Here is a 13,685-nt window from a genome sequence, read left to right as displayed (position 1 = left end):
CCATGTCGATTCTCATATCGCTCCCCTGACGCCCTCGCTCTTGTTCCCTATAATGACGGTCTTGCAGCTCCTTGCCCATGCGCCCTGTAAACCGAAAAGGCCCCCCATGCATTATCAGGATGCCCTTGTCGAAGAGATCCGCGCCAGCGCGGCTCACCTGCTGGCAGAGGATGTCGGCCCCGGCGACATCACCGCCCAACTGATTCCCGACACCCAGTGGGCAAGCGCCCGGGTGATTACCCGCGAGCCGGCAGTACTCTGCGGCATGGCCTGGGTCGAGGAACTCTTTCGCCGACTCGACGTCAGCGTCACCCTGCGCTGGAGCGCCGCCGACGGCGATCCGCTGGAAGCGGGCCAGTGCTTTCTTGAACTCGAGGGACCCGCCCGCAGCCTGCTCACGGGCGAGCGGGCCGCGCTGAACCTGCTGCAATCGCTGTCGGCCACCGCCACCCGCACCCGTCATTACGTGGAGCTGCTTGAAGGCACCGGCGTGCGCCTGCTCGACACCCGCAAGACCCTGCCCGGCCTGCGCCTGGCGCAGAAATATGCGGTCACCTGTGGCGGCGGCCACAACCATCGCATCGGGCTTTACGATGCCTTCCTGATCAAGGAAAACCACATCGCTGCCTGCGGTGGTATCGAGGCGGCGGTCACGGCCGCCCGACGCATTGCCAGCGACCTGCCGGTGGAGGTGGAGGTGGAGAATTTCGAGGAACTCGATCAGGCACTAACCGCCGGCGCCGATATCGTGATGCTCGACAACTTCTCGCTGGAGGACATGCGCGAGGCGGTCAAGCGCAATGCCGGGCGAGCCACCCTGGAAGCATCAGGCAACGTGGATGACACCACCCTGCGCGCCATCGCCGACACCGGCGTCGACTGCATCTCCAGCGGGGCCCTGACCAAGGACATCAAGGCGATAGACCTTTCGATGCGCATCGTCGGTTGAGGGGCGCTCAGGTCTCCACGGCCATCAGCCGCTTCTCCAGTCGTCGGCGGGGAAGCGGCTCGCCGTCATGGGCCACCCGCTGGTCGCCACGTTCCTGCCAGCCACGACGGAGCAGGCTGTCGGCCAGCACCAGGCTGGCCTCGATGGTGACCCTTCCGCACCCGTTCTCCAGCAGCAGTCGCTTGGCATGCACCAGCAGGTTGGTGCCGATGCCCCGCCGTGCCAGAGAGGGCCAGACATAGAGCGTCTCGATATGAGCCTGGGGCATGTTCAGCTCGAGAAAGCCCACGCAGCGTCCGTCGCAGGCGGCGACCAGTGTGGTATAGAGCGCCTGGCGCGCCACCCAGACGCTCGCCTCACGCGGCAGCAAGTTCGCCCAGGCTTCACGCTGCTTCACGCTATAGTGCGCCGCCGCCCCCTGCATGATGGCATGGTGGAAGACTTCGGCCTGGTCGGCTCCATCGCGGGCCATGGCCTGGCGATAGATGATCCGTGGAGACTGGGCAGGCGCCGCTGGCGCTTCCTTGGTTGTCATCGTTTCCACCCCGCTGTTCCTGCTGTGTATGACAAGCCCGGCTCGCAGGTTACACAAGCTCGCCGGCGTGGCCAATGGTGGGCATAATCGTCGCCATGACTCCTGCACAGCCTGACGCCGACTTCCCGATGCAACCCATCGGCCATATCGCCAGCGACTTCCCCGACAAGTTCGGCATTCCCCGGCAGCCGGGCCTGGCGACGGCCGCCCGCGCTCGACTGGTGCTGTCGCCTCCCTTCGATGACCCGCTCGCCGTTCGCGGGCTGGACGCCTTCAGCCACCTGTGGCTGACCTTCATCTTCCACCTTAGCCCCGACCGGCGCTGGGTGCCGCTGGTACGTCCGCCCCGGCTGGGAGGCAACGCCCGGGTCGGCGTCTTCGCCAGCCGCAGCACCCACCGCCCCAACCGCCTCGGGCTATCGCTGGTGGAACTGATCGACATCGATACCCGACGCGGGGTATCCCTCGAACTGCGTGGATGCGACCTGGTCAGTGGCACCCCGGTGCTCGACATCAAGCCTTACCTGCCCTGGGCGGAAGCGCGCCCCGAAGCCCGTGCCGGTTTCGCCCCTGACCCGCCGCCACGGCTCCCGGTAGGCTTCTCGGCCAATGCGGAAGCCATCCTGGCAGCGCGGTCCGACGGCGACTCGCTGCGCGAGCTGATCATCCAGGTCCTGGCCCAGGACCCGCGACCGGCGTATCACGGCGCGGGCCGCAAGGAGGGCGAAGCACGGGTCTATGGCGTGCGGCTGCGCGACGTTGACGTTCGCTTCCAGGTCAGAGACGACGTGGAAGGACCGGGCGTCAGCGTCGTCGAGATCGAGCCAACCTGAGCGGCTGCCGCCAACGAGAAAGGGCCCCGAAGGGCCCTTTTTCATCTACGCCAGGTCAGTGACGTCTGGCCAGCGACGACTGTTTTGACAGTCGCCCCTGACTCAGTGGCACCTGACGCCTAGGTAAAGTCCACGCCGATGCGCCGCCCCACTTCCTCGTAGGCCTCGATCACGCCACCAAGGCCTTGGCGGAAGCGGTCCTTGTCCATCTTGTTGCGTGTCTCGGCGTCCCACAGGCGGCAGCCATCCGGTGAGAACTCATCCCCCAGCACGATCCGCCCCTTGAACAACCCGAACTCCAGCTTGTAGTCCACCAGCAGCAGGCCCCCGTCGGCAAAGAGCTGCTTGAGCACCGCGTTGACCTTGAAGGTCAGCGCCTTCATCTCGGCCAGCTGCTCGGGGGTGGCCCAGCCGAAGGTCTCCGCCAGCGACTCGTTGATCATCGGGTCATGCAGGGCGTCGTTCTTGAGAAACAGCTCGAAGGTGGGCGGCGAGAGCTCGCGACCCTCCTCCACGCCGAGTCGCTTGACCAGCCCACCGGCGGCGATATTGCGCACCACGCACTCCACCGGGATCATCGTGAGAGTCTTGACCAGGCTCTCGGTATCGGAGAGGCAACGCTCGAAGTGGGTCGGAATGCCAGCCGCCTCGAGCTTCCCCATGATAAAGGCGTTGAAGCGGTTGTTGACCATGCCCTTGCGCGCCAGCGATTCCATGCGCTCGCCGTCAAAGGCACTGGTGTCATCGCGAAACTGCAGGACCACACGATCCGGGTCATCGGTGGCAAAGACCGACTTGGCCTTGCCGGCATAGAGTTCGTGGCGCTTTTCCATGGGGGTCTCCAGAAAGGGTTAACGCATGACGATAGGGATGGCGCTCAGCTCACCGCCTGCCAGTGCAGCCCGGAATCCTGAGGGGCAATCGTCAGACGGGAGGCATCGCCATCCAGCAGTGGCGTCAGCGCCTCGAGCGCCAGCTCGGGGCGATTGTTGTGTTCGGAAAGATGCGAGCAGACGATACGCTGCAGGCGATCCAGCCCCAGACGGGCAAGCAGTGCAGCCGCCTGGCCGTTGGCCAAATGCCCCCAGTTGCCGCCCACGCGACGCTTGAGCGTCGGCGGATAGGGTCCCGTCTGCAGCAGGTGAGGATCGTGGTTGCATTCGAGAATCAGCGCGTCGCAGCCACGAAAGGCCTCTGCCACATGATCGCTGGGGTACCCCAGGTCGGTCAGCACACCGAGATGGCAACCGTCCGCCTCGAAACGGAACTGGATCGGCTCGCGTGCGTCATGGGGCACCGTGATCGGGTCGACGAGCAGTCCCTTGATCGCGAAACGCGACTGCGGTGTGATCCAGTGTAGCTGCGGCACCTCACCCAGGCGCCCGGAGAGCCAGGTGCCCGGCGTCATGTACACCGGCACGCCATGGCGGCGCGCCAGCGGCCCCACGCCGCGCAGGTGGTCACCATGCTCATGGGTCACCAGCACGGCATCCAATTGGCGCGGATGAATATCCAGCCGCGCCAGCCTGCGCTCGGTCTCGCGCAGACCGAACCCACAGTCGACCAGAACCCAGGCTTCGCCGTCGCTGACCAGGGTGGCATTGCCCTTGCTGCCGCTGCCCAGCGACGCGAAGCGCAGCCGCCCCGACAGCGGGGCGACCGATACCGGTTCGCCAGCGGACAGCCGAGGCATCAGCGCAGCAGGCCTGCCACCCGCTCCAGCAGCTCACGGGCATCGCCTTCCGTGAAGCGCCGCTCACTCTCGTTGATGGCTCGCAGTGTCGTCCGCTCCGGCCCGTCGGACTCCAGTGCCAGGCGAATCTGCTGCGGCATCTGGCGCACATCCGGCTCATGATGATCTGCACCATCCCACGATCACGCTCGGAGGCGGTCATGTAGCTGATCAGGAAGTCATGGCTCTGAGGATTCTGCTCCAGGAGCTCGCGGCGATCCTCTACCGTGAAGTCGGCTTCAAGCTGGTGGCTCAGCTCGGCCCAGACACGATCGATATCCAGCGGAATCCGCACGACCCACTCGCCATCGCCGCGCTGCTCCAGGCGCAGGCGGTCTTCGGCGGCGATCTGCTGACCGGCCAGGGAAGCGGCACTGGCCGTGGCGCTGCGTGCACTGAAGTGCTGCTCCAGGGCGTCCAGGCAGGCGGCCACCGGCCGACCCACCTGGTCGCAGCGCACTTCACTGTCACCCTGGCGCAGGCCTTGTCGAACGCTCAGGCGACCCTGGTCGGTCTCCAGCACGCCGCGTGTATCGTCACTGGCCTGGACCTGCAGGCCACGGGCTCGAGCGAAGTCCTGCAGCTGAGGCCAGACCATGCCGGGGTCCGCCCCCACCACCAGCCAGCGGTCGCTGCCGATTTCGCGGCGTTCGACATAGTCCCGCTCCACCGCACGACCGGAAACCAGGCGCTCGGGGCTGGGCGCACTGAAGCGCTCACTGGAGCGCAGCGTGCGACTTGCCTCCGGCACCGGCATGGCATCCCGATAGCGCTCGACATTACGACCTTCCGGCAGGACCAGAGGCGCACTGCGCTGGGCCTCCACATAGTCGATATTACGGTCATCATAGAAGCCATCGCGTGCGCAGCCAGCGGTTGCCAGGGCGATCACCGCCACCAGCGGCATCCATTTCAGCGCAGAATTCATGCATCCACCTTGCATCGTGTTAATCGGGGCGTCGGGATATCGGGTCCGGGCGCAGCGTCAGTCGTCTGTCACTCCTGCCAGTTGCAGGGCCTCACCCACGGTCGAGTGGTACTTCTCGGACAGCCAGGTCAGCGGCAGTCGAATGCCCGGCTCCAACAGCCCCATGCGGTGCAAGGCCCACTTGACGGGGATCGGGTTGGACTCGATGCCCAGGTTGGTATGCAGCGGCATCAGCCGGGTGTTGATCTGGTGCGCCTTGTCGGCATCGCCGGCCACGGCGGCAGCACACAGCTCGTGCATGGCCCTGGGCGCGACATTGGCGGTCACCGAGATATCGCCATTGCCACCCATCAGCATGAAATCGCAGGCGGTGGCGTCGTCACCGGAGTAGAGCATGAAACCACTACCCTTGAGACGACCGATCAGGTCCTCGGCACGCTCCAGGTTGCCGGTGGCATCCTTCAGGCCAATGATATTGTCGACCTCGGCCAGGCGCAGTACGGTCTCGTTGTACAGATCCGAACAGGTGCGGCCCGGCACGTTGTAGAGAATGACCGGCAGCTGGCTGCCCACGGCCACCGCCTTGAAGTGCTGATACAGCCCTTCCTGGGTCGGCTTGTTGTAGTAGGGGCACACCGAGAGACAGTAGTCTGCCCCCACCTCGCTGGCATAGCGGGCCAGCTCGACCGCCTCGGAGGTGGCATTGGCCCCGGTACCGGCGATGACCGGGATGCGGCCGTTGACCTCCTCCACCACGGTGCGGATCACGTCGAAATGTTCGGCAAACGACATGGTGGTGGGTTCACCGGTGGTGCCGGCCGCGACAATGCCATCGGTGCCATTGTCGAGGTGGAAGTTCACCAAGCGGCGCAGCGCCTCCCAGTCGATGTCGCCATTGACCTTCATCGGCGTCGCCAGGGCGACGATACTGCCAGTGATCATCCTCTCGTTCCTCTCCGCTCATGCCGCTCTTGGGCGCCGATTATCAGCAGGCCCCATCGAAGCAAAAGGTAAATGGTACTCAGGCGGTCGAAGAGTGTACAGCGGCATGCGCCGGAGACTTTGACAGACGTGGCCCTGTTGCGTGTAATCAGGGCCTTACCACAAGCCAAGGATCCCCGACATGACGCTTGCCATCGGCCAACCCGCTCCGGACTTCACCGCCACCGCCACCGGCGATACGACCGTCACCTTAGCCGACCTCAAGGGTCGGCAAGTGGTCATCTTCTTCTATCCCAAGGCCAGCACGCCCGGCTGCACCACCGAGGGCGGCGATTTTCGCGACCGCATGAGCGCCTTCGAGGCCGCCAATACAGTCGTCTTCGGCGCCTCCCGCGACGGCATTCGTGCCCAGGAGAACTTCAAGGCCAAGCAGGCCTTCAATTTCGAGCTGATATCCGACAAGGACGAAACCGTCTGCCGGCTGTTCGATGTGATCAAGCTCAAGAAGCTCTATGGCAAGGAGCACATGGGCATCGAGCGGAGCACCTTCCTGATCGATGCCGAGGCAGGCTGACCAGAGAGTGGCGCGGCGTCAAGGTCCCCGGCCATGCCGATGAGGTGCTCCAGGCCGCCCAGGCCCTGCATGCCGGCGGCTGAACGTCAGCACCCGCCCGGCAAGCCGGGCGGGTGCCCGCCGCCCTCTCACCTTGACTCTCGCTTCACTCCTCGACCCACTCCTCAACGGCGCTCTCTTCCGCCTGGCGCTGCTTGATGCCGCGGGGCCAGGCATAGACCAGCGCCTTGAGCAGGGTAGCGAGTGGAATGGCAAAGAAGATGCCCCAGAAGCCCCAGATACCGCCGAAGAAGAGCACCGCCACGATGATCGATACCGGGTGCAGGTTGACCGCCTCGGAAAACAGGATCGGCACCAGCACATTGCCATCCAGCGCCTGGATGATGCCATAGGCAATCAGGACGTAGAGGAACTGATCGCTGAGCCCGAAATGAAAGCCGGCCACCGCCGCCACCGGCAGCGTCGCCACGGCGGCACCGATATAGGGCACCAGCACCGAGAATCCCACCAGTACCGCCAGCAATGCCGAATAGGGCAGACCGAAGAAAGCGAAGGTGAAGAACGTCACGGTACCGACGATGATGATCTCGATGAACTTGCCGCGCACGTAGTTGGCGATCTGGTCGTCCATCTCATGCCAGATGCGGGTCATCAGGTGACGCTTCTGGGGCATCAGCGATAGCGTGAATGCCACCAGCTGGTCGCGGTCCTTGAGCAGAAAGAAAACCAGGATGGGCACCAGCACCAGGTAGATGATCAGCGCCAGGACATTGCCCAGCGAGGCAAGCGATAAGGTCAGCATCCGCTGACCGAACTGGGTCATCTCCCGCCCGGCGACCCCGATCCACTCCTGCACCTGGTCCGGTGTCACCAGGTTGGGGTAGCGCTCCTGCACGTCGCCCAGCCAGCGCTGGCTGCTGGCGAACATGCGCGGCGTCTCCTGGACCAGGCCCACCAGCTGATTCCATATCAGCGGCATCAGGATGAAGGCCAGCGCCAGCAGTATGCCGATGAAGCCCAGGAACACCACGACCACCGACAGCAGGTGGGGCACCCCTCGGCGCGTCATGGCATTGACGCCCCCCTGCAACAGGAAGGCAATCACCAGGGCGGTGAGAAAGGGCGCCAGCATGCGACCGAACAGGATCACCACCGCGAAGCCCAGTATCAGCACCACCAGCAGGATCACCGCCTCCTCATCGGAGAAATAATGGTCTACCCAGCTCTTGAAGACCTGACGCAGGGTCATGAAGCAGACTCCCCGCCCTTGCGAATCCAGTAGTGAAATACCTCGCCGCGCTCTTCACGCTCCACCAGCTCGTGGATGCTCTGTTCGGCGAAGGTCTCGAAGTCGCGCCAGGAACCCGCATCGGTGGCCATGACCTCGAGCAGTTGGCCGGCCTCGAGCCTGGCCAATGCCTGCTTCGCCTTCAGCAGCGGCAGCGGACACGGCAGGCCGCAGGCGTCGAGCACGTCATCTGGTTGCACAGCCATGGTAACTCCCGGGAGAATGCAGGTTATCGCAAATAAGGGGGGACGCTCTTGCAGCGAACGCCAAAACCCTTGAGATTTAAAGGCACTTTACAGGTCGAATCAATGTCGGATAAGCATTCGATCGTCCATTATGACGAGGTTGGCCATGCTGCGTAACATCCGCACCTTCCTGACCGGTAGCGCCATGGTGCTGTCACTTGCCCTGACCGGTCCGGCAGGCGCCACGGATGACTACGGCCTGCCCAGCCTGACGACCGGCAGCCAGGCCGTGAGCGGTGAAGAGTATCGCCTGGGCCGTGCCTGGCTACGCCAGTTCCGCGCCCGCGCGCCCCAGTGGCAGGATCCCATCGCCCAGGACTATGTGGAGTCACTGCTGGCCCGTCTGGTTCCCCACAGCGGTGTCGATGGCTCCCGCACGGTCGTGACGCTGGTGGATAGTCGCACGCTCAATGCCTTCGCCGTACCCGGCGGTGTCATCGGCCTGAATGCCGGCCTGTTCGCCTTCGCCGACGAGGAGGACGCGGTGGCTTCGGTGCTGGCCCACGAGCTGGGCCACCTCTCCCAGCGCCACTATGCACGCGGCCAGGCCCGCGCCGAACAGACCCAGATYCCCGCCATGGCGGCCATGCTGGCCGGCATGCTGATCGCAGTTAGCGGGGGCGGCGATGCCGGTGTCGCCGCCGCCATGGGCTCGCAGGCGGCCTTTATCCAGGACCGATTGGCCTACTCGCGCCGCTTCGAGCAGGAGGCCGATCGGATCGGCCTGCAAGCCATGTCACAGGCCGGATTCGACCCCCATGCCATGGTTCGCATGTTCCGCGCCATGCAGCGCCAGGCCAGCCTCCAGGGCGGCAACCCCCCGGAATTCCTGCTCACCCATCCGCTGACCGAATCCCGCATCAGCGATGCCGAGGCGCGGGCCTCGCAGCTGGAGGCCGCCGATTCACGCAACAGTGGGCCAACCTATCACCTGATTCGTGCCCGCGCCCTGCTGACGATCCACCAGCGCGACCCACAGCAAGCGGTCAATCGCCTGGCACAGGACAGCGCCCCGGATGCCGCCAGGCGCTACCTGGACGCCCTGGCCGAAGCCCAACGGGGCAACACCGACAGCGCCCTCGCCGCCCTGGATGGACTGGCCCGCGAACTGCCCGACCTGGCCATGATTCCCGCCAGCGCCGCGGAGGTCGCCTTCGATGCCGGCCGCTATGACGATGCCATCGAACGGAGCCGGCGCCAGCTGCGGCTGATGCCGGGCTACATGCCTGCCACACGCATCCTGGGAGAAGCGCTGCTGCAACGGGATCCCAACGAAGCGTATCGCGTCCTGCGTGACCTTTCCGAACGGCGCCCGGAGGACCCGCAGGTCTTCACCCTGCTCGCCGAGGCCGCGGGCCGCAGCGATCGCGAAGCCTGGGGCCATCTCGCCCGGGCCGAGCATATGCAGCTGACCGGCAGCATCGACCAGGCCATTCGCCAGCTCGACGTGGCCAAGCAGGTCGCCGAGCGAAGCGGCGACACCAATGCCGCCGGCCGTATCACACAGCGCCGCGAGGATTTCGTGGGTTATCGCGAAACGATGGAGAAGTTCTAGGAGTCTGTCGGGATTGGGAAGGTCCGCGGCTGATCCGTCGACAGGCCACCGCGGAGGCGCTGTAAACCCATCCCTGGGCGCTACATCCTTCATCCCTGAAGGATGACCTCCGCTTTAGCCTGTCCCCGGCGCCGCTGACTCGTCGGCAGTTGCGACTTTCGTTTGGAAAGAAGAAATCTTACTTCTGGAAATTGAGCATGCGCTCCAGGGGCTTGAGGGCAGCGTGGCGCAGGGCATCATCGACGAAGATCTCGCCGCTGCCCTCGCGCAGGGCACCGGCCATGTTGTCCAGCGCGTTCATCGCCATCCAGGGGCAGTGGGCGCAGCTCTTGCAGGTCGCACCGCTACCGGCGGTAGGCGCCTCGAAGAGCGTCTTGCCCGGCACCGCCTGCTGCATCTTGAAGAAGATGCCACGGTCGGTGGCCACGATCAGCTTGTCATGGGGCAGCTCCTTGGCCGCCTTGATCAGCTGGGACGTCGAACCCGTCACATTGGCAAGCTCGACCACCGCGGCCGGCGACTCGGGGTGCACCAGGACTGCCGCTTCCGGATAGAGCGCCTTCAAGTCCTCGATCCCCTTGGCCTTGAACTCCTCGTGGACGATGCAGGCACCGTCCCAGAGCAGCATGTCGGCACCGGTCTTCTGCTGGATATAGCCCCCCAGGTGCTTGTCCGGCGCCCAGAGGATCTTCTCGCCGCGGACCTGCAGGTGCTCGATGACGTCCACCGCAATGGAGGAGGTCACCACCCAGTCGGCACGGGCCTTCACCGCCGCCGAGGTATTGGCATAGACCACCACCGTGCGATCGGGGTGGGCATCGCAGAAAGCGGCGAACTCGTCGGCAGGGCAGCCGATGTCCAGCGAGCAGGTCGCTTCCAGGGTCGGCATCAGCACCCGTTTCTCGGGCGACAGGATCTTGGCGGTCTCGCCCATGAAGCGCACCCCGGCAACCACCAGGGTGTCGGCTTCGTGGCGTGCGCCGAAGCGCGCCATTTCCAGGGAGTCGGCGACACAGCCGCCAGTCTCTTCGGCCAACTGCTGAATGGCATCGTCGGTATAGTAGTGGGCCACCAGCACCGCATTCTGCTCCTGGAGCAGCCGCTTGATCTCGGCGACGCGAACGTCGTCCTCGGCGGGAATCCGGGTGGGGCAATAGGCGCGGGCGAGGTGGCTACGCACCTCGGCCCTGGAAGTCATGATCGTCATCGTGTCTACCACTGTGACTGGCAGGGGCTCCCCCTGCGTGTATCGGGTACATCGCGAATCGCACGATCCGTGCGGGCGATGCGCCTGGGGCCCAGGCGGCGTCTCTCGCCAACTTGGCCTCTCCTTCTATTCTAGACCACAATACAAGGCAATTGCTCCCCCAGCACCTCATTAACCGGCCATGTTTGCACTAGGTGCGTCAGAGGTGATAGCCCAGCACCTGTGTATATCGCTAACGGGCAGCAACACGCTAGCTGACAGAGTCGATACGACAGCTGCATGTGTCCGGGACTACATTAGGGATCGACGATCCAGCAAACGATCGTATTCTTCCTTGACGACCGCGTAGCACTCGCAGACTCTCGCTTCGAGACCCGGCCGGTCAAGCACCTTGATATGCCCACGATGATAGGATATCAGGCCCGCCCGCTGGAGCTTGCCTGCCGATTCGGTCACCCCTTCCCGACGCACCCCCAGCATGTTCGCGATCAGCTCCTGGGTCATGACCAATTCGTCACCTGGCAGCCGGTCCAGGCTCAGCAGCAGCCAGCGACAGAGCTGCTGGTCGACCGTATGGTGGCGATTGCACACCGCCGTCTGGGCCATCTGGGTCAACAGTGCCTGGGTATAGCGAAGCAGCAGCCGCTGCAACACACCGGCGAGATAGAACTCATCCTTGAGGCGCTGCCCCTTGAGGCGGTAGGCCTCGCCGGCGCTCTGCACGATGGCTCGACTCGGCGTCGTCTCCCCGCCCATGAACAGTGACACGCCAACGATTCCTTCATAGCCCACCACCGCGATTTCCGTGGAGGCGCCGTCCTTCATCACGCAGAGCAACGACACGATGGCATCCAGCGGGAAATAGACATGCTGCATCACGCCACCGGATTCACTCAGCGATTTCCCCAAGGGCAAGTGCACGCGCTCGAGATGGGGTAACAGCCGCGCCAGCTCCTCCTCCGGCAACAGTCCCAGCAGCTGATTTCGCGGATCATATGATGGTGCCGACATCCCAAGCCCTCCCTTTGTGCGCCAGTGTCTGAGCTATTTCGTCACGACTATGTGCGTCACCTCACGGTAAACACTCTCATCCTACCTTTATGATGAAGGAGGCGTTCGATCGTAGCCGCGCCGCCCTCAGGTAACTCCCGCTGCGAGCAAGCCCCCTTAACCCGAGTGATACCGCCATGAAACACATCAAACATCTCCTGCTTGTCTCTGCCTCCTTCCTGCTCGTGCTTTCACTATCCGCCTGCTCCGGCATGTCCAAGCAGGACAAGGGCACCGCGATAGGCGCCGGCGTGGGTGCCGTAGGTGGTTCAGTACTCACCGGGGGCTCCGCTATCGGCACCGTGGGTGGTGCGGCAGTGGGTGGCGTCATCGGTCACGAGATCAGCAAGCCGTAGTCTTTACACCAGACACGCCAGCGCGGGGAGTGACCGCCGCCGCATGGGGAAACCTATACTGCCCTAACGTTCGCCACCGCACAGTAGCCCCCCCCTGGGGGGGGCTACGATCAACTTGAGTGTGGCAAAGGAAGTGCCTAGACAGGATGTCGCGCTACGCGTCGCAAGGAGTGCGGCGCCACCCTGCCAACTCGGCCTCTGGTACGTTGGCTAGCGCACCGACGCCAAGCGCTTGACAACCTACTATTCAAGAACCATCGGGCACACCGATATCGACTCAGGCATCGGTCGCTGATGATGAAAGGAGGCTCTATGTACAATATCGTATGGATCGTCGGAGCTGTGGTGATCGTGCTGGTCGTGCTATCGGCGCTCGGCTTGCGCTAGACAGACCCAAAAGACGAGATTCAGTGAATCTCTGGAATCCAACAAGAAAGGGCCCCGATGGGCCCTTTCTTGCTGACTGACCTTCGTGCTGCCCCCTTCTCAGTCCTCCACGCGTATCCGGCCCAGGCTATAGTCGCCGCCATGATTGGCGAATACGAAGCCCTGGAAGCGCTCCCGGAAACTTGTGTCGCGTGCCTGGATGACACGTCGTCCGTCGACACTGATTCGCATCTCGCCATCCTCGTCACGGGTCCAGGCCAGGGTATGGAAGCGGTCGTCCTCCAGGTTGATTGCCCCATCGCTGCTGGCGATCACATCGCTACCGTTGCTGGTGACCCTGATCAGGCTCAGCCCGGGGCGCGTATCGGGGCGATAGACCAGCCGGTATCCGGCGCCCGAACTGTTGCCCTGAAAGACTCCCAGTTCGAGGCTACCCACTTTCTGGCGGGAAGCCAGGTCCAGCTCCATTTCGAAGGCGTTGCGGATCGGTGACGCAACGAAGATCCTGGCGGTCTCTGCGGCTACCGGTGCTGCTTCGGGCTGAACACTGCCCGTCTGTTCGAGGATCAGTTTCAGCATGGCAAGGCCGACCTCCTCGGGCCGGTCGGAGCTCAGGCTCCGGCGCGCCGGGGCTCTCTCGTCCGGCACCTCGACCACGCTGCGCAAGCCGTTGCGATCGATGCGGAAGTCGCCGCTTAGCACGGTCCAGGCAGGGTTGCGGTGGTAGTCGCCATCATTGAAGTCGTCCTGCAAGGCAACCCTTACCGGCGCCTCAGCCGGCGCAGACTCCGTCGGCACGGCTCGGATGGTGCCTGCGCTGGTACCTGTGCAGAGGCACGCCCGGACTGGCGTAGTCTTGCCAGCAGTTGCGGCGTAGGTTGAGCATCCCGGGCAAGGCCGGCCTGTCCCTGATAGGAGCGAATGGCATTGCGGGTCCGCGCACCCATCAGGCCATCGACCGGACCGGCATCGTAGCCAAGCCGATTGAGTTCACGCTGTGTCTCGGCGACGAGCTCCCGGCCCGACAGGGTCTCCGGACGCCGCGGTTCGGGAGTGGCTGCCGTGGCAGGCTCCCTCGCCTGCCAGCCACGGGCCGCCTGCTGC

The 13,685-nt window shown here is 64.4% G+C and carries 14 protein-coding genes and 1 pseudogene; 5 read left to right on the top strand and 10 right to left on the bottom strand.

The window, feature by feature from the left end; all coding sequences use genetic code 11:
- The first annotated feature begins 106 nt into the window (after positions 1–106).
- Positions 107–949: a carboxylating nicotinate-nucleotide diphosphorylase gene (gene nadC, locus Q427_RS18665; RefSeq protein WP_043516602.1), complete on the top strand. Its 843-nt coding sequence runs from the start codon at positions 107–109 to the stop codon at positions 947–949.
- A 7-nt stretch (positions 950–956) separates the two neighbouring features.
- Here nadC and Q427_RS18660 read toward each other — a convergent pair whose 3' ends face one another.
- Positions 957–1,484, bottom strand: coding sequence for a GNAT family N-acetyltransferase (locus tag Q427_RS18660; RefSeq protein ID WP_043516606.1), 528 nt, complete (start codon positions 1,482–1,484; stop codon positions 957–959).
- Between the two features lie 95 nt (positions 1,485–1,579).
- On the opposite strand from Q427_RS18660, the gene tsaA reads away from it, so the two are divergent.
- Entirely contained in the window at positions 1,580–2,317 is a 738-nt protein-coding gene (tsaA, locus tag Q427_RS18655; RefSeq protein ID WP_043516605.1) for a tRNA (N6-threonylcarbamoyladenosine(37)-N6)-methyltransferase TrmO, read from the top strand.
- A gap of 119 nt (positions 2,318–2,436) precedes the next feature.
- Here the strand turns inward: tsaA and purC are convergent, their stop codons facing one another.
- The 3 genes from purC to dapA form a co-directional block, all read right to left on the bottom strand.
- Positions 2,437–3,150 carry a phosphoribosylaminoimidazolesuccinocarboxamide synthase gene (gene purC, locus Q427_RS18650; protein WP_043516601.1) on the bottom strand — a complete coding sequence of 238 codons (714 nt, stop codon included), beginning with the start codon at positions 3,148–3,150 and terminating at the stop codon, positions 2,437–2,439.
- 44 nt (positions 3,151–3,194) lie between these two features.
- Positions 3,195–4,010, bottom strand: coding sequence for an MBL fold metallo-hydrolase (locus Q427_RS18645; RefSeq protein ID WP_051496520.1), 816 nt, complete (start codon positions 4,008–4,010; stop codon positions 3,195–3,197).
- 1,024 nt (positions 4,011–5,034) lie between these two features.
- Positions 5,035–5,919 (bottom strand): 4-hydroxy-tetrahydrodipicolinate synthase, encoded by an 885-nt coding sequence (dapA, locus tag Q427_RS18635; RefSeq protein ID WP_043510491.1) that lies wholly within the window; start codon positions 5,917–5,919, stop codon positions 5,035–5,037.
- Between the two features lie 181 nt (positions 5,920–6,100).
- Between dapA and Q427_RS18630 the strand changes: the two are divergent.
- A pseudogene (locus Q427_RS18630) lies at positions 6,101–6,576 on the top strand (peroxiredoxin).
- Between the two features lie 62 nt (positions 6,577–6,638).
- Here Q427_RS18630 and Q427_RS18625 read toward each other — a convergent pair.
- On the bottom strand, positions 6,639–7,742 hold the full coding sequence (locus Q427_RS18625; RefSeq protein ID WP_043516600.1) for an AI-2E family transporter: 1,104 nt from the start codon (positions 7,740–7,742) through the stop codon (positions 6,639–6,641).
- A complete protein-coding gene (locus Q427_RS18620; protein WP_043516599.1) occupies positions 7,739–7,987 on the bottom strand; it encodes a sulfurtransferase TusA family protein in 249 nt (82 codons plus the stop codon). Before Q427_RS18620 ends, Q427_RS18625 begins: the two co-directional genes overlap by 4 nt.
- Before the next feature lie 145 nt (positions 7,988–8,132).
- On the opposite strand from Q427_RS18620, the gene Q427_RS18615 reads away from it, so the two are divergent.
- Positions 8,133–9,581, top strand: coding sequence for a M48 family metalloprotease (locus Q427_RS18615; RefSeq protein ID WP_043516598.1), 1,449 nt, complete (start codon positions 8,133–8,135; stop codon positions 9,579–9,581).
- A gap of 178 nt (positions 9,582–9,759) precedes the next feature.
- Here Q427_RS18615 and nadA read toward each other — a convergent pair whose 3' ends face one another.
- Together nadA and Q427_RS18605 are read right to left on the bottom strand one after the other, a co-directional pair.
- Positions 9,760–10,788, bottom strand: coding sequence for a quinolinate synthase NadA (gene nadA / locus Q427_RS18610; protein WP_043516596.1), 1,029 nt, complete (start codon positions 10,786–10,788; stop codon positions 9,760–9,762).
- Positions 10,789–11,079: 291 nt separating this feature from the next.
- Complete coding sequence (locus tag Q427_RS18605; RefSeq protein WP_043516594.1) at positions 11,080–11,799, bottom strand: Crp/Fnr family transcriptional regulator; 720 nt, start codon at positions 11,797–11,799, stop codon at positions 11,080–11,082.
- A gap of 176 nt (positions 11,800–11,975) precedes the next feature.
- Here Q427_RS18605 and Q427_RS18600 point away from each other — a divergent pair, with 176 nt between their 5' ends.
- The gene (locus Q427_RS18600; protein ID WP_043516593.1) at positions 11,976–12,194 is read left to right on the top strand and encodes a glycine zipper 2TM domain-containing protein; all 219 of its coding nucleotides are present in this window, start codon (positions 11,976–11,978) and stop codon (positions 12,192–12,194) included.
- Positions 12,195–12,680: 486 nt separating this feature from the next.
- Here the strand turns inward: Q427_RS18600 and Q427_RS18595 are convergent, their stop codons facing one another.
- Both Q427_RS18595 and Q427_RS29175 read right to left on the bottom strand, forming a co-directional pair.
- Positions 12,681–13,379: a hypothetical protein gene (locus Q427_RS18595; RefSeq protein WP_155833621.1), complete on the bottom strand. Its 699-nt coding sequence runs from the start codon at positions 13,377–13,379 to the stop codon at positions 12,681–12,683.
- On the bottom strand, positions 13,343–13,685 hold a 343-nt coding region (locus tag Q427_RS29175; protein WP_197030737.1), incomplete at its 5' end, for a peptidoglycan-binding domain-containing protein. The genes Q427_RS18595 and Q427_RS29175, both read right to left, overlap by 37 nt.

The sequence above is a fragment of the Halomonas sp. BC04 genome (genome assembly GCF_000568385.1).
The sequence above is the reverse complement of the archived record's forward strand: the minus strand, read 5'-3'. Positions and strand labels throughout refer to the sequence as shown.